Source organism: Mesorhizobium sp. M1004, from assembly GCF_040318795.1.
Classification (GTDB): Bacteria; Pseudomonadota; Alphaproteobacteria; order Rhizobiales; family Rhizobiaceae; genus Mesorhizobium.
Map to the genome: position 1 here is coordinate 312997 of NZ_JAMYNB010000002.1, position 22449 is coordinate 335445.

General features: G+C 64.4%; 22 protein-coding genes. 7 read left to right on the top strand and 15 right to left on the bottom strand.

Features of this window, described 5'->3' with window-relative positions:
* The first annotated feature begins 33 nt into the window (after positions 1 to 33).
* The 4 genes from NKH54_RS05680 (at position 34) to NKH54_RS05695 (ending at position 3091) form a co-directional block, all read left to right on the top strand.
* Positions 34 to 831, top strand: coding sequence for a DUF2259 domain-containing protein (locus NKH54_RS05680; RefSeq protein ID WP_245261948.1), 798 nt, complete (start codon positions 34 to 36; stop codon positions 829 to 831).
* A 546-nt stretch (positions 832 to 1377) separates the two neighbouring features.
* A complete protein-coding gene (locus NKH54_RS05685) occupies positions 1378 to 1665 on the top strand; it encodes a PqqD family protein (RefSeq protein WP_023684213.1) in 288 nt (95 codons plus the stop codon).
* Positions 1665 to 2099 (top strand): lasso peptide biosynthesis B2 protein, encoded by a 435-nt coding sequence (locus NKH54_RS05690; RefSeq protein ID WP_023745211.1) that lies wholly within the window; start codon positions 1665 to 1667, stop codon positions 2097 to 2099. The genes NKH54_RS05685 and NKH54_RS05690 overlap by 1 nt, the downstream gene beginning before the upstream one ends.
* Positions 2096 to 3091, top strand: a complete 996-nt coding sequence (locus tag NKH54_RS05695; RefSeq protein ID WP_353027852.1) for a serine kinase — start codon at positions 2096 to 2098, stop codon at positions 3089 to 3091. The genes NKH54_RS05690 and NKH54_RS05695 overlap by 4 nt, the downstream gene beginning before the upstream one ends.
* An 8-nt stretch (positions 3092 to 3099) precedes the next feature.
* Here NKH54_RS05695 and NKH54_RS05700 read toward each other — a convergent pair whose 3' ends face one another.
* The 15 genes from NKH54_RS05700 to NKH54_RS05770 form a co-directional block, all read right to left on the bottom strand.
* Complete coding sequence (locus NKH54_RS05700) at positions 3100 to 4125, bottom strand: nucleotidyltransferase family protein (protein ID WP_353027853.1); 1026 nt, start codon at positions 4123 to 4125, stop codon at positions 3100 to 3102.
* 448 nt (positions 4126 to 4573) lie between these two features.
* On the bottom strand, positions 4574 to 5560 hold the full coding sequence (dhaK, locus tag NKH54_RS05705; RefSeq protein WP_023668785.1) for a dihydroxyacetone kinase subunit DhaK: 987 nt from the start codon (positions 5558 to 5560) through the stop codon (positions 4574 to 4576).
* Positions 5561 to 5582: 22 nt separating this feature from the next.
* On the bottom strand, positions 5583 to 6008 hold the full coding sequence (locus NKH54_RS05710) for a hypothetical protein (protein WP_023668784.1): 426 nt from the start codon (positions 6006 to 6008) through the stop codon (positions 5583 to 5585).
* 10 nt (positions 6009 to 6018) lie between these two features.
* Complete coding sequence (ptsP, locus tag NKH54_RS05715) at positions 6019 to 7605, bottom strand: phosphoenolpyruvate--protein phosphotransferase (protein WP_023732534.1); 1587 nt, start codon at positions 7603 to 7605, stop codon at positions 6019 to 6021.
* Entirely contained in the window at positions 7589 to 7891 is a 303-nt protein-coding gene (locus NKH54_RS05720) for an HPr family phosphocarrier protein (RefSeq protein WP_023684207.1), read from the bottom strand. The genes ptsP and NKH54_RS05720 overlap by 17 nt, the downstream gene beginning before the upstream one ends.
* 21 nt (positions 7892 to 7912) lie before the next feature.
* The gene (gene dhaM / locus NKH54_RS05725; protein ID WP_023690004.1) at positions 7913 to 8302 is read right to left on the bottom strand and encodes a dihydroxyacetone kinase phosphoryl donor subunit DhaM; all 390 of its coding nucleotides are present in this window, start codon (positions 8300 to 8302) and stop codon (positions 7913 to 7915) included.
* A complete protein-coding gene (dhaL, locus tag NKH54_RS05730; protein ID WP_023732533.1) occupies positions 8299 to 8901 on the bottom strand; it encodes a dihydroxyacetone kinase subunit DhaL in 603 nt (200 codons plus the stop codon). The genes dhaM and dhaL overlap by 4 nt, the downstream gene beginning before the upstream one ends.
* A 70-nt stretch (positions 8902 to 8971) precedes the next feature.
* Positions 8972 to 10615: a dihydroxyacetone kinase subunit DhaK gene (locus NKH54_RS05735; RefSeq protein ID WP_353027854.1), complete on the bottom strand. Its 1644-nt coding sequence runs from the start codon at positions 10613 to 10615 to the stop codon at positions 8972 to 8974.
* Between the two features lie 64 nt (positions 10616 to 10679).
* Complete coding sequence (locus NKH54_RS05740; protein ID WP_353027855.1) at positions 10680 to 11693, bottom strand: ABC transporter ATP-binding protein; 1014 nt, start codon at positions 11691 to 11693, stop codon at positions 10680 to 10682.
* The gene (locus tag NKH54_RS05745; RefSeq protein ID WP_353027856.1) at positions 11686 to 12798 is read right to left on the bottom strand and encodes an ABC transporter ATP-binding protein; all 1113 of its coding nucleotides are present in this window, start codon (positions 12796 to 12798) and stop codon (positions 11686 to 11688) included. Before NKH54_RS05745 ends, NKH54_RS05740 begins: the two co-directional genes overlap by 8 nt.
* Positions 12799 to 12800: 2 nt before the next feature.
* Entirely contained in the window at positions 12801 to 13004 is a 204-nt protein-coding gene (locus NKH54_RS05750) for a hypothetical protein (protein WP_023694181.1), read from the bottom strand.
* Positions 13005 to 13218: 214 nt separating this feature from the next.
* Positions 13219 to 14169 carry a carbohydrate ABC transporter permease gene (locus NKH54_RS05755; RefSeq protein WP_023694180.1) on the bottom strand — a complete coding sequence of 317 codons (951 nt, stop codon included), beginning with the start codon at positions 14167 to 14169 and terminating at the stop codon, positions 13219 to 13221.
* A complete protein-coding gene (locus NKH54_RS05760; protein WP_031198535.1) occupies positions 14166 to 15113 on the bottom strand; it encodes a carbohydrate ABC transporter permease in 948 nt (315 codons plus the stop codon). Before NKH54_RS05760 ends, NKH54_RS05755 begins: the two co-directional genes overlap by 4 nt.
* Before the next feature lie 229 nt (positions 15114 to 15342).
* Positions 15343 to 16674 (bottom strand): ABC transporter substrate-binding protein, encoded by a 1332-nt coding sequence (locus NKH54_RS05765; protein ID WP_353027857.1) that lies wholly within the window; start codon positions 16672 to 16674, stop codon positions 15343 to 15345.
* A gap of 254 nt (positions 16675 to 16928) precedes the next feature.
* Positions 16929 to 17627, bottom strand: a complete 699-nt coding sequence (locus NKH54_RS05770; protein WP_023711244.1) for a PIG-L deacetylase family protein — start codon at positions 17625 to 17627, stop codon at positions 16929 to 16931.
* A gap of 26 nt (positions 17628 to 17653) precedes the next feature.
* Here NKH54_RS05770 and NKH54_RS05775 point away from each other — a divergent pair, with 26 nt between their 5' ends.
* From NKH54_RS05775 to NKH54_RS05785, 3 genes are all read left to right on the top strand, one after another.
* A complete protein-coding gene (locus NKH54_RS05775; RefSeq protein WP_353027858.1) occupies positions 17654 to 18544 on the top strand; it encodes a DMT family transporter in 891 nt (296 codons plus the stop codon).
* A gap of 77 nt (positions 18545 to 18621) precedes the next feature.
* The gene (gene hrpB, locus NKH54_RS05780) at positions 18622 to 21084 is read left to right on the top strand and encodes an ATP-dependent helicase HrpB (protein WP_353027859.1); all 2463 of its coding nucleotides are present in this window, start codon (positions 18622 to 18624) and stop codon (positions 21082 to 21084) included.
* A gap of 32 nt (positions 21085 to 21116) precedes the next feature.
* Positions 21117 to 22442, top strand: a complete 1326-nt coding sequence (locus NKH54_RS05785; protein ID WP_023692667.1) for an ActS/PrrB/RegB family redox-sensitive histidine kinase — start codon at positions 21117 to 21119, stop codon at positions 22440 to 22442.
* Positions 22443 to 22449 lie beyond the last annotated feature (7 nt).

Consider the following 22449-nt stretch of genomic DNA (forward strand, 5'->3'; position numbering starts at 1 on the left):
GGGGTTGGATCTGCCGTTGGAGCAGCGCTGCTGTTGACGATCGTTTCCGCCGCCCAGGCTGGCGATGCCGCCGCGCGGCGCATCATCGGCTTTTCCCCCGACGGCAAATATTTCGCCTTCGAGCAATATGGCGAGCTCGACGCTGCCGTTTCCGGCTGGTCGCAGATCGACATCATCGACACAAGCACAGACGAGTTCGTCGGCGGCAAGCCGATCCTTGTCCTCGATGAATCGGAAGAGGCGACCACGACGGTGGAGCAGGCACGGGCGCAGGCCGCAAAGCAGGCCGCGCCAATCCTGGCCAAATACGGCATCGCCGAGCGCGGCACGCGCACGGCCTCCGACAGGTTCACCTTCCCGGACGACACGGTCGAGTACAACGACATCCCCCGCCTCGAGCAGGCCGCGCAGAAATGGCTGTCGCCGTTCTATGGCGAAACACAGATTTCGACCATCCATCTCGATGAGATTTTGGCCGACAGCAAGACGGACTGCTCGGCAAGCTTTGATGACGCCAAGCCAAGCGACCAGGCTCTTCCGAGCGACAAGACACTTCAGGGCGAAAAGAAACTTCAAGGCACCAAGACGGGCAAGGCGCGCGGCTTCCGCCGGTCGCTGCAGGGGCAGGACGGCAAGCCGTTCAAGGTGCTGCACGAGGACAAGGCCGTGCCGGGCTCGCGCAACTGCCCGACTTCCTACAGCCTGTCGGAATCCTACGAATACACCCCGCCCGGCAGGCCGGCGGTAGTGGCGGTGCTGGTGCAGCGCTTCAGCCAGGGCTTCGAAGGACGCGACCGCCGCTTCATCGCCGTAACCGGCCATGCACGCTAAGCCGCGGCCCGTCTTGTGGCAGGCAGAAAAAGCTCATGCGCCCGGAGAAAGCAGGGCGTTCGTGTCGGATATCAGGTCTTAAAGCGGCAAGGCCGCCAGCATCAGCCCGACGCCACCCGCGATCAATATGGCGGCTGCCAATGCTTTTCGATGACGTTCGAACGCGGTCGGAGCCCGCTCCCAATTGTAACGCATACCCAATGCTCTCCCAAAACCCCGCGACTCCATAGCTTACTTTAGGTAAGAAAAGCAAGACCTTGACCCTGCGAGATAGCTGGCTTGACCGTTTGCGGCGGTGATTCCCAGCTGCAATCACCGACTATTTCTGGGGTGCTTCCCTGTTCTCAGGCTCTGAATGATGTGGAAGTTACCACAATCTGAAATTGGATGTCTCCATTAGGCTTCGGTTGCCTGTGTCGTGAGGATGGTGGCGTTGCCGGATTGCCACAGAACGGTCAGGCCGGCCTGTTCTCCCTCTCGTCCGCGCAATGGACAGACCCGCATCGCCGCGCTATCTGCTCTCCAGGAAAATGGTGGAGGGGCTCCATGGCCCAAATCGGTTCTGAAATGGTTCTGCGGCTGGCGGACGACGCCTCGGTCCAGCATGTCGGCGATGGCGCCGTCGTGCTCTTGGCGCGCAGCGGCCAGCTTTACACCTGCAACGGCACCACCGAAGCCTTTCTCGACAAGGTGGACGGCGCCCGCAGCCTTGACCAGATCGTCGTCCTGTTGTCTGACGAGTTCGAGGTCGACAAGGGCACGCTCGACCAGGACATGGCGGCGCTGGCCGCCGAACTGGTGAGCGAAGGCATTCTCGCCGACCCGGCTCCCTGATGGTGGACGGCGTTCTCCTGCGCGCTTTGTTTCGTGTCCATTTATGGGCAAGCGCGCGGCTGATGCCGATCCTGGTCGGCCGCCGCAGCTTCGAATCGGTGCTGAAATGGGCGCCGCTCAGCGCACCCACCCCTTATCGCGGCCTGTCGTCAGCCTACATTGTCGCTGCCGTCAACCGGACCGTTCGGCACCCCTGGCTGATGCGCGACCGCAGATGCCTGCGCGAGGGCCTGCTCGCCCACCGCTTCCTGCGCTTTGCCGGCTTCGATCCGGATCTGCGCTTCGGCGTCGATCCGAAGTCGATGCAGGCGCCGCGTATGTCTGCCCATTGCTGGGTCTGTCTCGATGGCCGCCCGGTGGTCTCGGACAGCCTCCCCGGCATGGTGCAGATCTATCGCCATCACGCCGATGCCGGAAAGGCGCACGCTGCTTGACCGGTCCGGCGACCACCTTCTGCTATGATCTCCAGGGCCAGGTCATCAGCATATCGGCCTCGCGGGCCGATCTCTGGCCGAGCTTCGACCTCTTGCTCGGCACGTTGCGCGTGAGCGGGCCGGTCGAGCCCGATTTCCGCGTCGACATCGTCGAGACGCGGGAGTTACCGGAATCGCCTGCCGGAAAACTCGCTTTCGACGGCGAGGTGCCGGAGGACGGCCATTGCCGGCTGATCGACGGTGGCGGCACCGTTCATCTGGTCTTTCCCGGCCTGCAGACCGTCTCGATCAATGCCGATGGAGGCTGGGCCGAGATACGAGTTCATCCCGATGCCAAGGTCAAATGGACGGTGCTGATGATGGTGCTGGATGCAGCACTTGATGCCGGCGACCAGCACATGCTGCACACCGCCGGCCTGACATTGCCCGGCCGCGAGGCGCTCGTGCTGATCTATGCGCCGAGCGGCACCGGCAAGTCGACGACGTCGCTGGCGCTGGCGTCGCAAGGTTTCGGCCTGTGCTCGGATGACGCCATGATCCTCAAGGTTTTGGCCGGTGGCGGCATCACGGCCTGGGGCTTGCCGCGCAAGGTGAAGGTCCACCGCCACACCGCGGCAATGCTGCCCTTCGTGGCCCCTTGCCTTGGCGACAAATGGGACGCCAATGGCGAGCAGGCCGTCTCGCTGGAACGTCTCGCCGAGATCATCCGCATCGAGGAAACTGTCGGCAGACCGGTTGCGGCACTGCTTCATCTCGCCCGCTCGGCGGACGCGCAAAGCCGGCTCGTCCCCATGACCAGGACAGACGCCATGGTGGCGCTTGCCACCGACAATGTCAGGACCGGCATGACCGGCCTTTTGCCGGCGCAGAAGCGCCGCATGGCAACCATCGCAACGCTGGTCAAAGCCGTCCCGACATTTACCCTGGAAGTCGGCGCGAACCCGGCCGAGGCGGCCCCGCTGATCCGCTCGGCGCTGGCGGCGCGGGACTAAAGCACACTTCAGGCAGAATGCGGCTTTGGCCTGGCGAGGCGCTGGATCCAGCGGAAGGCGTCGCGGCGCAGGCGCGAATGCATCTTGTCCCTGGAATTGACGCCGAGCAGCGTATCGCCGGTGATCAGCCATTTGGCCAAAAATATCGAGAGGTCGGGCTTGATGCGGTCGGCCAGTTCGATCGCGCGCGGTGCATCAAACAGCCGCCCCGTCACATTGAGAACCGTCGCCAGTTCGAGCTCGATGCCGCTGATGCGCGCCGCCTCGAAAAGCCGGTCTTCATCCGCGGGCGACCGCAGCGCGCGCACGCCCTGCAGCACATCGACGCAAAGCTGCAGCCGGTGGAACTTGTGCCCGCCGGCGGCGTGGACAATGGCGATGGTCAGCAGCGCGGCCGGCGTGTCGGCCTCGCTGCCGTCGATGATCTGCAATTCGCGAAAGCCCAGCGACAGCCGCCGCCGCATGCCGGAATCATGCACCAGGTTGCCGTGCAGTTCGATCAGCAGGCTGGTATTCTCCTTCTCCAGCCACTTGAACTCCTGCAGATCCTGCGACTGCGCCTCGCCGCTCCAGAGCTCGAAGCCGCATCCGGCAATCACCGTGTTGGCTTCAATGATGCTGGCCGGCTCGACCAGAATGTCGATGTCGGTGAACGGCCGGTCAGCGGCGTGGCGGTAAAGTTTGCGTGCGAAGACCGGACCCTTGACGATGCGGGCCGGAACATTTTTCGCCGCCAATGCCTTCATGATGCGGTCGCCATGATATTGCAGCAGCATCGATTGGCCGGTCGCCAGCGTCGAGCGATCACGCAGTTCCGACAGCTTTTGCCGCAAGGCTGCGTCCGCAGGCAGTTGGGCGTCGCCGATCTCGCTGAGCTTGCGCAGCATGATCGGCAGCACGCCGTGGAACTCGGCATTGGCGAGCAGTGCCAGCAAGATTTCGGCAGCAACGTCACGGCCAATGGCAACCGTCGCCTCCGGGTCGGCGAAGGTCAGCAGCAGTTTTTCATCGGCAGGCGCAAGAGATGGCAGCATCAAACCCGGATTGCGTTCGCCCACATCAGCAATTCCCGTCCGGAATTGCGTCAAACAACCAACTCAGAGGAGCGTATGTTGCAGAAAAGCATGCATGAAGCCAGCGTGTGGTGGCAGAACCAGCTCATGAATTGACTTTCCACGGTTTCGGTCCATTCTTTTGCACTTGACTGAAAAGGGTGTTTGGAATGGCCAAGAAAAAGTATGAAGCGCCCGTGCTGCGCAAGGCAGGAAAGTTGTCCAGCGTGGTGGCCGGGCCGTCGCTGCCGATACCGCGATAAGACTTCTACGGCTTCGGTTTGGATGAAGCCGGAGCGGTCGGCCGCAAGGCAAGCCGCGCTGCAGGCGGGCAATCTGTCGGCGTGACTGCGGGTAACGGTCCGTCCGGTCCCGCAGGCTAAGGCAAGTTCATAAGCCGCCTGTTCGGGATATGGGCAAGGCCCCTCCGTTACAGTCCCCAGCGCAGCGCGGCTGTGTGCACCGGCGCGTCCCACATTGACGTTGCCTCGTCATCCAGCATGGTCAGCGTGATCGAGCAGCCGGCCATGTCGAGCGATGTCACGTAGGACCCGACCAGCGAGCGGGTCACCGTCACGCCCTGTTTTTCGAAGATGTTTCGGGCGCTGTTGTACATCAGATAGAGCTCCATCAGCGGCGTGCCGCCAAAGCCGTTGATGAACAACAGTGCCGGGCCTTTCGCCCTGTCGCCGAGATCGCCCAGGATCGCGGCGCAAATCTCTTCGGCGATCGCATCGGCGCTTTTCAACGTGTCGCGACGCCGGCCGGGCTCGCCATGAATGCCGACGCCGAATTCCATCTCGCCATCACCAATCTCGAAGGTCGGCCTGCCGGCCGCCGGCACCGTGCAACTGGTCAGCGCCACGCCCATCGAACGCGTCGCGCTGTTGATGCGACCGCCGAGCGCCTTGAGATCCGCCAGCGCCATGCCTTGCTCGGCGGCGGCGCCGACGATCTTCTCCACCACCAGCGTGCCGGCGACGCCGCGCCGGCCGGTCGTAAAGGACGAATTCTCGACGGCGACGTCATCATTGATCACCACCTGCAGGACGCCGTCGGCCATTTCGCCGGCCATGTCGAAATTCATCACGTCGCCTTCATAGTTCTTGACGATGAACAGGCAGCCGGCGCCGGTATCGACGGCGGCGGCCGCCGCCAGTATCTGGTCCGGCGTTGGCGAGGTGAAGACCTGGCCGGGGCAGGCGGCGTCCAGCATGCCGTGACCGACAAAGCCGGCATGCAACGGCTCGTGGCCGGAACCGCCGCCCGAGATCAGCGCCACCTTCCCCGGCTTCATCACCTTGCGGCGAATGAATTTGTGCTCCTCGCCCAGCACCAGGATGTCGGCATGAGCTGCAACGAAGCCGTTGAGGCTTTCGGTCAGCACCGTGTCGACGGAATTCATAAACTTCTTCATGTGTCCTCCCGACACAACACGATCAGCCGCCACTCCTGCCGGTGATGCTGGTGATCTTCTGGATGAATTCGTTGATCGCCTTGTCGAGCGCTGCATTCTGCTTGTCGTCGCCGAAATCGGGCACGATCAGCGAGACATGCCGGGTCTTGCGCATGCCTGCCGCAACCGACATCTTGCCGGGATGCGCCAGATGATAGGCAGCCAGAAACTGATCGCGCTCGGCCGGACTGAAATGGCAGACCGAAAAAATAGCCGGCAGATGTTTTGACGGGATCGGGGTCGAATAGGCCGCGCTGGAAATCTGGGTGACGAAGCTGCGGTGCTTGCCAAGCGCGTCGGCAAGGCGTTGTCGCATACCCGACGGTCGCTGGTCGATGACCTGCGACAGGATCGTCTTGTAGGCGCGGATCGCCTCTTCCGAGCCGGCTTCTGGTGTCTTGTCGGCCATCTCAGTCATCCTAGACCGATGCATCCGAGATGGCCGCCTTGGCCATGGCGAGTTGGGCGGGAGCCACCGAGAGATCCCGCAGGCCGGCCTCGAGCAGTGCCGGGATCGATGCCGGATCGCCGCCGGCATCGCCGCACAGGCTGACTGGGATTTTCGCGCGCAGGCCAAAAGCGGCAACCGAGCCGATCAGCCGCAACACGGCGGGATGGCGGACAGAATTAAGGAGCGCCACGGCTGCGTTATCGCGGGCAGCCGCCATTACATATTGGGTCAGATCGTTCGAACCGATCGAGAAGAAGGCGACATCGGCGAACGCCTCCGGCGCGATCGCCACCGAAGGCACCTCGACCATGATGCCGAGCGGCGGCATTTTTTGCGCGATGCCGCGCGCGGCAAGCCCGGCCTGCTCCTCCACGAACAGAGCGGCGGCGCGTTGGTATTCCTCCGCGACGGCGATCATCGGAAACATCACCTTCAGATTGCCGTGCACCGCCGCGCGCAGCAGCGCCCGGATCTGTACGCGAAACACCTCCGGCCTTGCCAGCGACAGCCTGATGCCACGCAGCCCGAGGAACGGGTTGCTCTCCTCGACGGTGAAGCCCGGCACCGGCTTGTCGCCGCCGGCGTCGACGGTACGGATGGTCACCGGCTTGTCGCCTGCCCATTCCAGCACCTTGCGATAGGCCTGGTATTGCGTCTCCTCGTCCGGCGGCGCCTTGCCGAACAGGAATTCGGTGCGCATCAGCCCGACCCCGTCGCAGGTCGAAATGTCGATGCCGTCGACCTCGGACGGATCGGCGATGTTGACCTGCACGCGCACTGTCGTCCCGGCCCGGGTTACCGCCGGTTTCGCGAGATAGACTCCGGCCTTGTCTCGATGTGCCACAAACGAGGACGAGGACCGGTGGAACGCTTCGATCTCGGTCGTGGTCGGCGAAAGCACGACACCGCCATGCTCCGCATCGAGCAGAGCCAGACCGACGGGGTTAGCCGGCGAAGCGCCAAGCCCCACCACCATCGGCACGCCGCGCGAGCGCGCCAGCATGGCGACGTGGCTGGCGGCGCTGCCGGCCCTCAGCGCGATGCCGCCGCCGGTGCTCCAGTCGGTCTCGAGAAAGCGCGTCGGCGCGATGTCCTCGCCATAGAGAATGGCGCCCGCTGGTGGAGCGCTCTCCTGCTCCTCGGTAAGGGCGCGCAGCACGCGGTCGCGGATATCGCTGATATCGGCGGCGCGAGCCCGGAAATAGTCCTGGTCTGACGTTTCGTAGCCGGAGATCTCGGCGTCCAGCGCCTGTCGCCAGGCCATGTCAGCCGGCATGCCGGACGCGATCGCGGCAAAAGCCGGGCCGGTCAGTGCCTCGTCCCCAAGCATGGCGAGCTGGAATTCGAGAATGCCGGCGGCCTCGTCATCGGCGGTTTCGATCAGGGTCGCGAGCCGGTCCGTCGCGCTGGCGATAGCTGCTTCCAATGCGGCCTTCTCGTCCGCGGCGCTCGCCTTGCCCGTGTAGTGCGCGGTGCCGTTGTCGAGGTTGAACAACGGCCCCTCGGCATAGCCGGCCGAGGCCGAAATGCCTTGCAGCCTAAGCGGTTCGGGCATGGCCCGCATCCTCGTCGAAACCGCGTCGCACCAGCTCGGCCAGCGCTCTCACGGCATCATCGGCGCCGTCGCCTGTGGCCCGGATGTGCAGCATGGTGCCTTTCGGCGCCCTGGCCGCCATCACCTTGACGATGCTCTTGGCGTCGAACCATGGGCCGTTGGCGGCAAGCGCAATCTCCACCTCGGCGGCAAAGCTCTTGGCAAGCTTGGTGAACTTCACCGAAGGGCGCGCGTGCAGACCTACCTCGTGGGTGATCAGGACGGTGGCCTCGGCAAATGCGGACATCAGGTCAAAATTCCCGTTCGCTCACGACGGCGACAATTCATGCGCCGTCGCCACCACTTCCTTCAGCGAGGCCCCGCCGGACGCCTCCGTTGCAGCCATCACCGCGCCTTCGACGATCGGCGCGTTGCAGACGACGATCTTCTGCGCCCGCGGCTCGCCGATCATTTCCACCGCCATTTCCGAATTGGTCTCGGCGCCGCCGAGATCGACCAGTATGGCGACGCCCGCCTCCGACCACGCCTTGTCGATGGCGCCCATGATCGCTTCGACGCTGGTGCCGAGCCCGCCATGGCCGTTTCCGCCGCACCATGCAAGCGGCACTTCGTCGCCCACCATCTGCCGCACCATGTCGGCCGTGCCTTCGGCAACCAGCGGCGAATGCGAGACGATGACGATGCCGACATTGCTCATGCTTGGCCCTCGACGGTTTCGGCGACGGTCCGCACCAGCAGCGCCACAGAGCGTCCGCCGGCATCCATATGACCGATTGAGCGGTCGCCGAGGAATGAGGCGCGACCGCGTGTTGCCTTCATCGGCACGGTCGCTTCGGCAGCCGCGTCGGCAATATCAGCGATTTCCGAGCCTGTCTTTCCATTCGCGAGCGCGTCATGCACCGGATACAGCACATCCAGCATCGTCTTCTGGCCGACCTGCGATTTGCCTCTGGCGGCCACCGCCTCGATTGCCTTGCCGAAAGCAGCCGTCAGCTTGGGGCGATCCGGCTCTCCTGAAATCTCCTTGCCCAGCGCCAGGAACAATGTGCCGAACAGCGGCCCGGACGCGCCGCCGACCGTCATCACCAGCTTGGTGCCGATCGCCTTCAGCGCCTCGGGCAGCGGCTTTGCAGCGAACGCCCCGGCATCGGCGCGCACAGCCTCGAAGCCGCGCTTCATGTTCAGCCCATGGTCACCGTCGCCGATCGCCTGGTCGAGCGCGGTCAACTCTTCCGAGTGAGCGGCGATCGTGTCCGCGGCGGCGGTGATCAGCCTGGCAAGGTCGAACGCTGCCATGTCCAGATTCCCGGTTTCGATCCTGCCGGCAGTATCGCAAGAGTTTTCATTCGACAATCGAAGCATGCCGTCAGGCCGCTGCATGCAGCGCGGCGGCGGCCGCGAACACTTCGGCCACGGCATGGGCGCCAGGGTCGACTACGCCTTGCAATTTGGCGCCAACATAGGCGGAGCGTCCGGCCTTCGCCTTCTCCATGGCAGCGGTCGCCTCGGCGCCGTGCCGTGCCGCTGTAGCCGCGGCATCCAGCCCCTTGGCATCGAGCGCCTTCAGCGCCGGCTCCAAGGCATCGACCATGGTGCGGTCGCCGACCCTGGCGCCACCGTAAAAAGTAATGCGGTCAAGCCCGGCAAGCAGCGCCTTGGACAGGGTTGCTCCGCCGTTCGAAGCCTGAGCCGCTGCCGTGAAGAAGATCGACAGCAAGACGCCTGAGGAGCCGCCCATTGCGACGCCCAGACTATCGCCTATAGCCGCGAGCGTGGCGGCAGGGTCGGCCAGCGGCAGTGTATCGAGCTTCTCCAGCACGCTGCGCGCGCCGGTCGCCACCGTCGAACCGGTATCGCCGTCGCCCGCCTTGGCGTCGAGCCCGTTCAGTGTCTCTTCGAGCTCGATCAGCCGTTCGCAGACAGTGACGATCAAACGCCTGGTACCGGGATCCTGACTGGCCTTTTGGGCTGCGCTGTTTCCAGCCGCTTTCGCCATAGGCACGATAGCCGGCGCGACGACGGTTTTGGCCGGCATCCAGGCATGTGGGCCGACAGGCGCCAGCAAGGCTGCCTCGCGCGTCGCATCGAGCTTGATCAGCGACAGCGAAAAGCCGTTCATGTTGAGCGCCGTCATCAGCGGTCCGGGGCCGATCGCAAGTTTGACGGTTTTGGCCAGCGGCGAGGCCAGCACGGCATTGGCGACCAGCGACATCTCAAGCGGCGGCACCGAGCCGAGGTTGTTGATGAGCAACGCGTGGCTGGCGTTCGGGTCGAGCCGCGCGGCCAGCCGCTCCGCCATGATCGCCACCAGCTTGTCGGCGCTTTGCACCGCGATGCGCTCGACGCCCGGCTCGCCATGGATGCCGAGGCCGAGTTCGCCGTCATTTTCGCCGAACCGCTCTTCATGTGGCTGGCCGGGGATCGAGCAGGACGACAGCGACATGCCGAGCGAGACGATGTCCTTCGGCGCCGCGCGAGCGGCTGTAGCAACGGCTGCCAAGTCCTGACCGGTCTCCGACAAATGGCCGGCGATCTTGTGCACGAACAAGGTGCCGGCGACGCCGCGCGGCTGGTTGATACCCGGCAGGGCGATGTCGTCGGCAACGATCGCCATCTCGACGCGAAACCCCTCGGCGCGCGCCTTCTCGGCCGCCAGGCCGAAATTGAGCCGGTCGCCGGTGTAGTTCTTGACGATCAGCAGGCAGCCGGCGGGGCCGGTCACCGCGCGGATGGCCGCCAGCACCGCCTCGACGCTGGGCGAGGCAAAGATCTCGCCCGAAACCGCCGCCGTCAGCATGCCCTTGCCGACAAAGCCGGCATGGGACGGTTCGTGTCCGGCGCCGCCACCGGAGACGACGGCAACTTTCGCCTTGTCCCAGTCGGCGCGCAGCACGACCTTGATCTCGGGGTAACCGTCGAGGCGCGCGAGATCGCCGGAACCGATAGTCCGCAACAGCCCGTCCAGCGCCTCGGTGACGATCGTTTCCCTGCGGTTGAAAAAGTGCTTCATCGAATTCGTCCTGTATTCGTCAATCAGAAGCCGGTGCCGTGCCCTTGGCGAGACACCGAAAACCTCACATCAGTCTTTGTCCGTCGGCGCCGAAATAAAGTGGCCAGCGGTAGCGGATCACCACTTTGTCGCCCTCGGCCAGATCCGTATCGGGGTCGGTGAGCGTCACCAGTTTCTTCGGGCCGACCGTAACATGCAGATGGTTCTGGTCCCCGAGATGTTCGACCCAGTCGACGACGCCGTCGGCATGGCCGTTTGCGGTCTTCTCGATCGACAGATGCTCGGTGCGCGCGCCGATGGTCTTGGTTCCGGTCGGCGCCCCACCATCAGGCAGCAGTCCCGCTGGCAGCAGATTGATCGCCGGCTGGCCGAGCCGTGCGGCGACATGAAGGTTTGCCGGCTCGGAATAGATGGTGCGCGGCGTGCCGATCTGCACCAGCACGCCGTCATTGAGGATGCCGATGCGATCGGCCATGGTCATCGCCTCGATCTGGTCGTGCGTGACATAGAGCATGGTGGCGCCGAGTTCGGCCTGGATGCGCTTGAGTTCGAGCCTGAGATCGGCGCGCAATTTGGCATCCAGCGACGACAGCGGTTCGTCCATCAGATAGATCGACGGTTTGCGCACCAACGCTCGGCCGATGGCGACGCGCTGCATCTCGCCGCCCGACAGCTTGGTCGAGCGGTTGGCGAGCTTGTGGTGGATGCGCACCATCTTTGCCACCTCTTCGACGCGGCGGCGAATCTGGTCCTCCGGTACTTTCCGCGCCGGCGAGCGCAGCGGGAAGGCGAGGTTGTCGTAGACTGACAGATGCGGGTAGAGCGAATATTGCTGGAAGACGAAAGCGGTGTCGCGCTCGGCCGGCGACAGCGTCGTCGCATCGTGGCCGCCAATATCGATCCTGCCGCCATCCGGCCGCTCCAGTCCGGCGATCAATCTCAGCGTCGTCGTCTTGCCGGCGCCGGTCGGGCCGAGCAGCACGACGAATTCGCCATCGGCGATGTTGAGGTCGAGGCCATTGACGGCGACATGATCGCCAAAGCTTTTGGTCACGCCCTTGATGTGCACGTCAGCCATGCTGCGCTCTCCCTTGAGAGGCGGTATCGTGGATCGCGGTGCGCACCGCCCGACCCGAGCCCTTGTCGAACAGCGACAGCCGCGCGCTGTTCAACGTCAGCCCGACATGATCGCCGGCAGCGAGCCGGATTTCGGCCGGCACCCGCGCCTTGATGATGCCGTCCGCCGTCTCCACCGCCACGATCTGCGTCGTGCCGAGATATTCGGTGCCGTAGATGGTGCCGCGCAGTTTCGACGCATCGTCGAAACGGATGTGCTCGGGACGGATGCCGAGCGCCATGTCGGCGGGCGCAATTTCCTCGCGCACTTCCGGCACCGCCACCTTGGCGCCCTGGACGACGATTTCCTTCGCCCCCTTCGCCAGCCCGCCACCGAAGCCCAGGAAATTCATCGGCGGCGAGCCGATGAAGTCGGCGACGAACATGGTTGCCGGGCGGTCGTAGATTTCGCGCGGGCTGCCGAACTGTTCGATGACGCCATGGTTCATCACGGCAATCTTGTCGGCCATCGACATCGCTTCCATCTGGTCGTGCGTGACATAGACGGTGGTGGCGTGGATGCGGTTGTGCAGCTCGCGCAGCTCATGCACCATCAGATCGCGGAATTCGGTGTCGAGCGTGCCGAGCGGCTCGTCCATCAGGAAGCATTTTGGCCGTCGCACGATGGCGCGACCGAGCGCCACGCGCTGGCGGTCACCGCCGGCAAGGCCCGAGACCGATTTGTTGAGCAGATGGTCGATGCGCAGCAGCTTCGCCGTTTCCTCGACACGGCTTCGAATCTCGGCCGAGGGCATGCCTTGCGCGAGAAGCGGGAAGCCAATGTTCTTGCGCACATTCATATGCGGATAGAGCGCGAACAGCTGGAACACGAAGGCGATGTCCCGCTCCCGCGCCCGGCGCATGGTGACATCCTCGCCGCCGAGCAGGATCTGGCCGCCCGTAGGCAGTTCCAGCCCGGCGATCATGCGCAGCGTCGTGGTCTTGCCGCAGCCCGACGGGCCAAGCATGACGAAGAACTCGCCATCCTCGACGATGAAGCTGGAATCCTGCACGGCGACGAAATCGCCGAAGGCCTTTCTCAAATGTTGGACGCGGATTTCGGCCATGATTATTCCGGGAATTTCGAGACGATGATGAACATCACCGTGCCGGCGAGCATGGTGATGAAGGAATAGGTGTAGAGCGCCAGCGCGAAAGGCTGGAACAGCATCAGGAAGCCGACGGCGATGAGCGCCGTCGCAATGTTTTCCATGAGGCCGCGTCGAGCCCAGCGCGGCCAAGATGACTTTTTGGAGATGGCTGGGCGCGTCATGCGTAGCTCCCTTCCTTCTGCCCGGCAACGGGGCGAGACGGTTGCCAGGTGGTTCCCCCACTCCGTCGCTGCTTCGCAGCGCCACCTCTCCCCCCTCCGGAGGGAGAGGAAGGCAGCCTGCCTGAATGAAGTTCGCGTCCTTCCTCTACCCCGTCGATCGGGGGAGAGGTGTCGAGCGAAGCTCGACGGGGGGGGGGGGGCCTTGACACACCAATCATTTGCGTACCGCGCCGAAGGTGATGCCGCGCAGCAATTGTTTGCGAAGCAGGATGGTGAAGACCAGGATCGGCACCAGGAAGATCGTCGTGCCGGCCGCCACCGCCGGCCAGTCCTGGCCGCCTTCGCCGATGATAGTCGGGATGAAGGGCGGTGCGGTTTGCGCCGTGCCGGAGGTGAGTAGTGCCGCGAAGGCATATTCGTTCCAGGCGAAGATCAGGCAGAAGATGGCGGTCGCGGCGATGCCGGTGGTGGCTTGCGGCAGCACGGTGCGCCAGAAGGCCTGCAGCCTGGTGTAGCCGTCAATCATCGCCGCTTCCTCATACTCGCGCGGGATCTCGTCGATGAAGCCTTTCAGCAGCCACACCGCCAGCGACACGTTTACCGCCGTGTAGAGCAGGATCATGCCCAGCGCGGTGTCGGACAGGCCGAGCTCGCGGTACATCAGGTAGATGGGAATCGCGACCGCGATCGGCGGCATGAAGCGCGTCGACAGGATGAAGAACAGAAGGTCATCGGCCAGCGGCACCTTGAAGCGCGAGAAACCATAGGCAGACAGCGTGCCGAGGAAGACCGCGCAGAAGGTCGAGCCGAAGGCGATTATCAGCGAATTGACGAAGCGCGGCAGGAAATTGGACGGGCCGGCAATCACCATGTTGCGCTTGCGCGAGGTCTCGTCGCAGAAACCGGTCGCGGGTCCGAGCGAGTTGATGTAGTCGGGCGTTTGCCTGGTGCGCGTCGTGAACAGGTTGCAATAGCCCTCGATGCTCGGCTGGAACAGAATCTTGGGCGGATAGGCGATCGAATCCGGCGGCGTCTTGAAGCTGGTGGCGAAGATCCACAGCAGCGGCACGATCGAGATCAGCGCGTAGAGCACGATGATCGTGCCGGCGATCCGCTTCGAATTGGCCGAGGGGGCGACGACGGAGTGGGCGGTGGTCAGGCTCATCTCTGCTTCACCTTGTTCAGCGCCTTGACGTAGATGTTGGCCAGCCCAAACACCGCGACGAACAGGATGATGGCGAAGGCCGAGGAATATCCGGTGCGCCAGCTCTCGAAGGCCTGCCGCTTCAGCGTGATCGAGGCGACCTCGGTGGTCGAGCCCGGCCCGCCACCCGTCAGCAGGTTGACCATGTCGAACATCTTGAAGTTCTCGATGCCGCGAAACAGCACCGCCAGCATGATGAAGGGCAGCGCCATGGGCAGCGTGATCGACCAGAACTGCCGCCAGTTGGACGCGCGGTCGACCTCGGCGGCTTCATAGATGTATTCGGGGATGGAGCGCAGGCCGGCGAGACAGATCAGCATGACATAGGGCGTCCACATCCAGGTGTCGACGATGATGATCGACCACGGCGCCAGCGACACGTTGGACAGCATCTGGATGTCGGTCGGTGGTATCCGGGTGACGAACGAGATGGCGTAGGCGAACAGGCCGATCTGCGGCTCGTAGAGGAAACGCCAGAAATTGCCGACCACCGCCGGCGACAGCATCATCGGCACCAGGATGATGGTCGTCCAGAAGGCGTGGCCGCGAAACTTCCTGTCGATCAGCCATGCCAGCGTGAAACCGATCAGCGTCTGCAGCAGGATCGTCCAGAACACGAAATGCGCCGTCGTCTGCATGGCGATCCAGATGTCCTGGTCGCCGAGGATGCGCTGGTAGTTGGCGAAGCCGAGGTTTTTCACCACCTCGTTCGGGCGGTTCGCGCGGAAGTTGGTGAAGGACAGGTAGATCGCCCAGAACAGCGGGAAGATGTTGATGGCCAAGAGCAACAGGATCGTCGGCGAGATGAACAGCCAGGCGAGGCCCTTGTCGCTGATCCCCCGGACCTTGCGGGCCAACGGCTCCGGGGTCGCCCGGGCAACGTTCTCCGCAGTCCGATTGAGCATGGTGAGTCCTGCTTCGGTCACGTCAAGTCTCGACACTGGAATTTATCTGAACTGCGTCCCGTGCCAAGGGCAGCACGGGACCAAGAGCATGATGCCGAAAAGTGTGAAGCGGTTTTCGGACGACATCATGCTCTCTCTCTTTTTAGCCCTGAGGCGGATGATTTCTGATCGATTCGGCCTGAAAATCATCCGCCTCTGGGGTCAGGCTCGGGAGGAGCCGTTGGTCCGGTTACATCTTGCCGTCGTCCTGGAACACTTGCGTCCAGTCCTTGACCAGGCCGTCAAGCGCGTCCTTGGCCGAACCCTGGCCGGCAACGACATAGTCGTGGAAGCGCTTCTGCGACGCCTGCAGCAGCGGTGCGTAGCTCGGCTCGGCCCAGAAGTCCTTCACGATCGCCATCGAGTCGAGGAAGGTCTGTGCATAGGGCTGGCTGGACGGGAAGGCCGGGTCCTTGACCACCGCGTTCAGGCAGGAATAGCCGCCGAGCGACCACCATTTGGCCTGCACATCCTTGTTGGCGAACCACTTGATGTATTTCAGCGCCGATTCCTGCTTGTCTGAATAGGACACGACCGAAATGCCCTGGCCGCCAAGCTGCGCAAACTGGGCGCCGCCGGGACCCTTCGGATTGACGAAGTAGCCGATCTTGTCGCCGCCGACATTCTCGTCCTTCTGCAGGCCGGGCCAGGTGAAGGCGAAGTTCATGTGCATGGCCACCTGACCGGATTTGAAGGCGTCGACGCCTTCGCCCATATAGCTGTTCGAGGCACCCGGAGGCGTGCAGCAATCGTAGAGCGACTTGTAGAACTCCAGGCCTTTGACCGCGTCTGGCGAATTGACGAAGCCTTCCATCTCGTAGGGCTTCTTGGGGTTTTCATACTGGAAGCCGTAGCTGTAGAGCACGTCCATGGCGCCCATGGTGATGCCTTCCGAGCCACGCTCGGTGTAGATCGAAGCGCCATAGACGGTCTTGCCGTCGATCTCGCGCTTCTGGAAGAATTCGGCGACCTGCTTCAGTTGGTCGAAGGTGGTCGGCGGGCCGAGATCCCAGCCATATTTTTCCTTGAATTCCTTTTGCAGCTCCGGCTTGGAGAACCAATCCTTGCGGTAGGTCCAGCCGACGACGTCGCCCATGGCCGGCAGCGCCCAGTAATTCGGCGTGTTCTTCGGCCATTCGGAATAGCCGACGACTGTTGCCGGCACAAAGTCGTCCATGCTGATCTTCGCCTTGTCGAAGAAGTCGTTCAGCTTGACGTAGTGGCCGTTCTCGGCCGAGCCGCCGATCCACTGGCTGTCGCCGATGATCAGGTCGCACAGTTTGCCGTGCGAGTTGAGCTCGTTGAGGAAGCGGTCGGCATAGTTGGTCCACGGCACGAATTCGAATTTCATGCCGATGCCGGTTTCCTTGGTAAAATCCTTGGACAGTTCGACCAGCGCGTTTGCCGGATCCCAGGCGGCCCAGCAAAGCGTCAGGTCTTCAGCGTGCGCAACGTTCGAGACGGCTGTCGACGCGGTAATCGCCGAGGTCAGTCCGAACGCCAGTTTCAAGCTCGATTTCATGCCTTCCTCCCATTTGCGAAACGCGCCCGGATGGCCGTTTCAAGAACCCCTCAACCCTCGCTCCTCCGAGGGGCTAAACACGGCGCGCTATGCGTCGCCAGGGCGGCGCGGTGCGCCGCAGATGTTTAGTAATTTGTTTAGTGATGCAATTTTTACTAAACAAGGCAAGCGAATTCGTCGCTGCGCCGCAACATGGCGAAACGGCGATTGAAATCGTTGGGAAATGATTGCCGGACGGCTCGCCCGGAAGTTGCTTAGCCGGGGTCGCCTATAATTTTCGTCTGCGGCGTCACCGGCCGAACAGGGGGCGCGGGCGGCAGCAGCGCGCGGATATCGGCGAAGGGAAATGTCGGCTCGAATCGGAAGGCCTCGGCCAGGGAGCCGGGAACGCTGTTGCATTGCCCGGCGCGAAACTCATTCTGGACGCGCGCTCTGTCGACATACTGCTCCGGCCACTGCGACTGGTGCGCGCGGATCGCCTGCGTCTTGATATCGCCGTAGGCGGAAATGTCGACATAATGCGTCGGCGCAAAGCCGGTGCCGCCCATTGTGTCGGCATGCAGCACGGGGACGCCGAACGAGGCCGCGATGCGCACGCCGTCCGACAAAGCGCGATGGTCGGCGTGATAGTCGTTGGGGGCATGCGTGATCACCAGATCCGCCGCTGTCTCGCGTATCAGCGCTTTCAGCGAAGCGATCAGCGCCGCATCGGCCACCAGTTCGCTGTCGGGGAAGTCGAGAAAGCGAAGGGTTGCGCCGAGCAACGCCGCAGCGGTCGCCGCCTCGTCGCGGCGGACACGAGCCAGAACGCTCGGGTCGCCCATGCCGCCCCTGGCGCCATCCGTGGCCACGGCAAAAGTCAGTTCTGCGCCTTGCGTGGCATAGGCAGCCAGCGTACCGAACATGAATATCTCGATGTCGTCGGGATGCGCGCCGAGCGCCAATACCTTCACTGCACTCTCCCCGGAAATGGAAAAACGTGACGAACGGAATCCTGCTCGCCCTCATCGCCTATGCAAGCTATTCGTGCAGCGATGCCGTTATCAAGAGCCTTGGCGGACAGTTCACCGTCTTCGAGATCGGCTTCTTCATCACGCTGTTTGCCGGCTGCTTCCTGTTTTTCAGCCGCCCAGTCGATGAGCGCTGGCGCGACTTCTGGCCCACCGGGCGGCCATGGGCGGTGCAGGCCCGCGCCTGGGCCGGCATCGCCTCGGGCGTGCTCAGCGTCTACGCCTTCACCACCATTCCGCTGGCCGAGACCTATGCACTGATCTTCCTGGCGCCGCTTTGCGTTACCATTCTCTCGACCGTCATCCTGAAAGAAAAGGTCGGTCCATGGCGCTGGCTGGCGGTGGTTGCCGGCTTTGCAGGCGTCATGCTGGTGGTGCGGCCAGGTTTTCGCGAGTTGCATCTCGGACACCTTGCCGCGTTCACGGTGGCCTTCCTTGCCGCGGCCAGCGTCATCCTGATGCGGTCGCTCGCCCAGCAGGAAAAGCGCACCACCATGCTCGGCGTGCTCATCGGTTACGGGCTGCTGTTCAACGGGGCCGGCACCATCGCCACATCGTTCACCCTCCCCAACGCCATGCAACTGCTGTGGCTGGTGCTGGGCGGCGCCTTTACCGCCGGCGGCCAATTGCTGCAGCTGCTGGCCGCCAAATACGCACCGGCCAACCGCATCGCGCCGACGCATTATTCGCAGATCGTCTGGGCGGTGATCCTCGGTGCGTTGTTCTTCCAGGAGTATCCGGACTGGATATCGCTGGTCGGCTTGGCCGTCGTTGGCGCGTCCGGCCTGCTCACCATGGTGCGCGAGGAGGTGCGGCTGGGCACGGTGCGCTGGAACCCGTTTGCGCGCACGAGGCTTTGAACTGGCCGCAACGCGCGAGGTTGCGCGGCGGCATCCGCGGCTGATATGCGGTCACCTGGCTGCATACCGTTGAGACGATGAGCAAAAGAACCCTGCCGGAGCTTCCTGTTACCGCCGTGCTGCCGGCGCTTGGCGAAGCGCTGACTAGGCAGAACAGCGCCGTCCTGGTGGCGCCGCCCGGCGCCGGCAAGACGACGCTGGTGCCGCTGGCGCTGCTCGATGCGCCCTGGCTGGTCGCCGGCAAGATCGTCCTGCTCGAACCGCGCCGGCTCGCCGCCCGCGCCGCCGCCCGCCGCATGGCCGAATTGCTTGATGAAGAGCCCGGCGCCACTGTCGGCTATGCCATGCGCATGGAAAACCGCACATCGGCCCGGACAAAAATCCTGGTCGTCACCGAAGGCGTCCTGGCGCGCATGATCCTAGACGATCCCGAGCTGCCCGGCGTCTCGGCGGTGATTTTCGACGAATTCCACGAGCGCTCGCTCGACGGCGATTTCGGCCTGGCGCTGGCGCTCGACGTGCAGGGCGCGCTGCGGCCGGATTTGCGGCTGCTGGTGATGTCGGCAACGCTCGATGGCGCGCGCGTCGCGAAACTCCTGTCCGGCGCCCCGGTGATCGAAAGCCAAGGCCGTGCGTTCCCAGTAGATGTCAGATACGACGAGCGGCCAGCCGGCGTTCCCATCGAAGACGCCATGGCCAAGGCGATCCGCTCCGCTCTTGCCGGCGAGAGCGGCAGCGTGCTCGCCTTCCTGCCGGGACAGCGCGAGATCGAGCGCACCGCCGAGCGGCTGCAGGGCCGGCTCGGCGCCGACACCGACATCGTGCCGCTCTACGGCCAGCTCGACAACAGGGCGCAGGATGCCGCCATCAAACCGGCGCCGCCCGGCCGCCGCAAGGTGGTGCTTGCGACGTCGATCGCCGAGACCTCGATCACCATCGACGGCGTGCGCGTCGTCATCGATTCCGGCCTGTCGCGGCTGCCGCGCTACGAACCGGCGAGCGGCCTGACCCGGCTGGAGACGGTGCGCGTTTCCAGGGCGTCCGCCGACCAGCGCGCCGGCCGCGCCGGGCGCACGCAGCCAGGCGTCACCATCCGCCTCTGGCGGGCCGAGCAGACGGCGGCCCTTCCCGCGTTCACCCCGCCCGAGATTCTGGAAGCCGACCTGTCCGGCCTGCTGCTCGATTGCGCCGCCTTCGGCGTCGCCGATCCCGCAAGTCTCTCCTTCCTCGATCCGCCGCCCATTCCCGCGCTTAACGAGGCGCGGGCGCTGCTCACGGCGCTGCACGCCATCGACGCGGCCGGACGGCTGACGGAGGCAGGCGGCGCGATGCACAAGCTGGCGCTGCCCGTGCGGCTCGCACACATGGTCGCTGAAGCCGCTGGCGGCGGCCACGCGCTCGAAGCTGCGATGCTAGCCGTCCTGCTCACCGAGCGTGGCCTTGGCGGCGACCGCGCCGACCTCGAACGGCGCCTGATGCGCTTCCGCACGGAAAAGTCACCGCGCGCCGTTGCGGCAAGGCAGCTTGCCGGGCGATTGGCGAAGCAGGCGGGCGGCGCCAAGAGCAGCGAAACCGCTTCTGCCGGTCTTCTCCTCATCCACGCCTGGCCGGACCGTGTCGCCAGAGCGCGCGGCGAGCGCGGGCGTTTCGTGCTCGCCAACGGCTCCGGCGCCATGCTCGACGCCGCCGATCCGCTGGCCGGTGAGACCTGGCTGGTCGTCGCCGATCTGCAAGGCAAGGCGCAAAACGCCCGTATAACCGCCGCGGCCGCGGTCCACGAGACCGACATCCGTGCCGCTCTCGCCGACAGGATCGAGACGCGCCGCGAGACAAGCTTCGACCGCGAGCGGCGCGCGGTGCGCGTGCGCGAGACCGCTAGGCTCGGCGCCATCACTTTGTCGGAGCGCATGCTGCCCGCACCAACTGGAACAGACGCCGACCGCGCCATCCTGGATGCCTTGCGCGAGCACGGCCTGTCGCTGCTGGAATGGAGCAAGGACGGCGAGACGCTGCGCCAACGGCTTGGCTGGCTGCATCGCGGCCTAGGCGCGCCTTGGCCCGATGTTTCGGAAGCCGCCCTGCTCGAACGCCTCGACGACTGGCTGCTGCCGTTCCTGTCGGGCAAGGCGTCCTTCGCCGCCATCGACCCCGGCACGCTGTCGTCGGGCCTGATGGCGCTGGTGCCGCATGATTTGCAGCGCAAGATCGGCACACTGGCGCCGACCCATTTCGACGCGCCGTCCGGCAGCCATGTGCCGATCCGCTATGACGGCGAATGGCCGGTGCTGGCGATCCGCGTGCAGGAACTATTCGGCCTTGACCGCCATCCGGCAATCGCCAACGGCACCGTGCCGCTGACGCTCGAGCTGTTGTCGCCGGCGCACCGGCTGATCCAGACGACGCGCGACCTGCCCGGCTTCTGGCGCGGCTCCTGGGCCGATGTGCGCACCGACATGCGCGGCCGCTATCCCCGCCATGTCTGGCCCGAAAATCCGCTGCTCGCTGCAGCCACCGCCCGCGCCAAACCGCGAGGGACCTAGCGCTCGTCCTTTCCCGGCTATAATCCTTGGCCATGATCAACATCGTGCACGCGCCAGACTTCCAGCAAAGCCAGCGGCTGCGCCTCAACACGCTGATCCGGCTGCGCTGGCTGGCCATCGTGGGCCAGAGCCTGGCGGTGCTGGTCGTCGCCTATGGGCTCAAATTCCCGCTGCCGGTCAGCCTCTGCTTCGCGCTGGTCGCCTGCTCGGCCTGGCTTAACCTGGTGCTGACCTTCCGCTATCCGGCAGCGCACCGGCTGACCCCGTTCTCAGCCTTTTTCATCCTGACCTTCGACAGCCTGCAGCTTGCCGGCCTGCTCTTTTTGACTGGCGGCCTCACCAACCCGTTCTCGGTGCTGATGACCGTGCCCGTCGTCATCTCGGCGGCGTCGCTGCCGCTGCGGCTAACTGCGGTGCTCGGCGCGCTGGTCATGGCGGCGGCCACGTTGCTGGTCTTCTTCCACCAGCCGCTGCCATGGTATGAGGGCGCGCCGCTGCCCATGCCATTCATCTATGTCGCCGGCATATGGATGGCGGTGTTTTCCTCGATCGCCTTCACCGCCATCTATGCCTTCCGCGTCGCCGAGGAAGCCCGCCTGCTCGCCAATGCGCTTGCCGCCACCGAACTGGTGTTGCAGCGCGAGCAGCATCTGTCGGCTCTGGATGGGCTTGCCGCCGCCGCCGCGCACGAACTCGGCACGCCGCTCGCCACCATCGCCCTTGTCTCCAAGGAGATGGAAAAGGCACTTGGCGACGACCCAAAATACGGTGAGGACGTCAAACTTCTGCGGTCGCAGAGCGAGCGCTGCCGCGAGATCCTGAAGCGGCTGACCAGCCTGTCCTCCGAGGGCGAGGCGCATCTGTCGCGTCTGCCGCTGACCTCGCTGGTCGAGGAGGTGACCGCGCCGCACCGCGATTTCGGCATCTCGATCAAGCTTCGGCCGGGCGAGCGCGTCGGCCCCGAACCGGTGGGACGGCGCAACCCCGGCGTCATCTACGGCCTCGGCAATCTGGTCGAGAACGCCGTCGACTTCGCCCGCAACAGTGTGACGGTGCGATGGAGCTGGGACGAACTCGACGTCACCTTCTCGATCATCGATGACGGGCCGGGCTTTCCCCCCGAAATCATCGATCGCATCGGCGAGCCCTATATGTCGACACGCCAGGGCAACGAGGCTGGCGGTGGCCTGGGTCTCGGGCTGTTCATCGCCAAGACCTTGCTCGAACGCTCCGGCGCCACGCTCGATTTCCGCAATTCGAGCGGACTGGGCGAAGGCGCGATCGTGCAGATATCGTGGCCGCGCACGGTCTTCCTCAACCCGGAATCGGTGGGGATCTCGATGTTCGACACCGCGTAAAAGCCTT

Coding starts and splice junctions, on each gene's coding strand:
- ptsP (WP_023732534.1), bottom strand. CDS start 7,605: ATGCCCGAACCGCTTAGGCTGCAAGGCATTTCGGCCTCGGCCGGCTAT.
- NKH54_RS05750 (WP_023694181.1), bottom strand. CDS start 13,004: ATGACGCGCCCAGCCATCTCCAAAAAGTCATCTTGGCCGCGCTGGGCT.
- dhaL (WP_023732533.1), bottom strand. CDS start 8,901: ATGGCAGCGTTCGACCTTGCCAGGCTGATCACCGCCGCCGCGGACACG.
- NKH54_RS05745 (WP_353027856.1), bottom strand. CDS start 12,798: ATGGCCGAAATCCGCGTCCAACATTTGAGAAAGGCCTTCGGCGATTTC.
- NKH54_RS05760 (WP_031198535.1), bottom strand. CDS start 15,113: ATGCTCAATCGGACTGCGGAGAACGTTGCCCGGGCGACCCCGGAGCCG.
- NKH54_RS05785 (WP_023692667.1), top strand. CDS start 21,117: ATGATCAACATCGTGCACGCGCCAGACTTCCAGCAAAGCCAGCGGCTG.
- NKH54_RS05755 (WP_023694180.1), bottom strand. CDS start 14,169: ATGAGCCTGACCACCGCCCACTCCGTCGTCGCCCCCTCGGCCAATTCG.
- NKH54_RS05700 (WP_353027853.1), bottom strand. CDS start 4,125: ATGCTGCCATCTCTTGCGCCTGCCGATGAAAAACTGCTGCTGACCTTC.
- NKH54_RS05765 (WP_353027857.1), bottom strand. CDS start 16,674: ATGAAATCGAGCTTGAAACTGGCGTTCGGACTGACCTCGGCGATTACC.
- NKH54_RS05710 (WP_023668784.1), bottom strand. CDS start 6,008: ATGGCCGACAAGACACCAGAAGCCGGCTCGGAAGAGGCGATCCGCGCC.
- NKH54_RS05720 (WP_023684207.1), bottom strand. CDS start 7,891: ATGTCCGCATTTGCCGAGGCCACCGTCCTGATCACCCACGAGGTAGGT.
- NKH54_RS05740 (WP_353027855.1), bottom strand. CDS start 11,693: ATGGCTGACGTGCACATCAAGGGCGTGACCAAAAGCTTTGGCGATCAT.
- NKH54_RS05685 (WP_023684213.1), top strand. CDS start 1,378: ATGGCCCAAATCGGTTCTGAAATGGTTCTGCGGCTGGCGGACGACGCC.
- NKH54_RS05690 (WP_023745211.1), top strand. CDS start 1,665: ATGGTGGACGGCGTTCTCCTGCGCGCTTTGTTTCGTGTCCATTTATGG.
- dhaM (WP_023690004.1), bottom strand. CDS start 8,302: ATGAGCAATGTCGGCATCGTCATCGTCTCGCATTCGCCGCTGGTTGCC.
- dhaK (WP_023668785.1), bottom strand. CDS start 5,560: ATGAAGAAGTTTATGAATTCCGTCGACACGGTGCTGACCGAAAGCCTC.
- NKH54_RS05735 (WP_353027854.1), bottom strand. CDS start 10,615: ATGAAGCACTTTTTCAACCGCAGGGAAACGATCGTCACCGAGGCGCTG.
- hrpB (WP_353027859.1), top strand. CDS start 18,622: ATGAGCAAAAGAACCCTGCCGGAGCTTCCTGTTACCGCCGTGCTGCCG.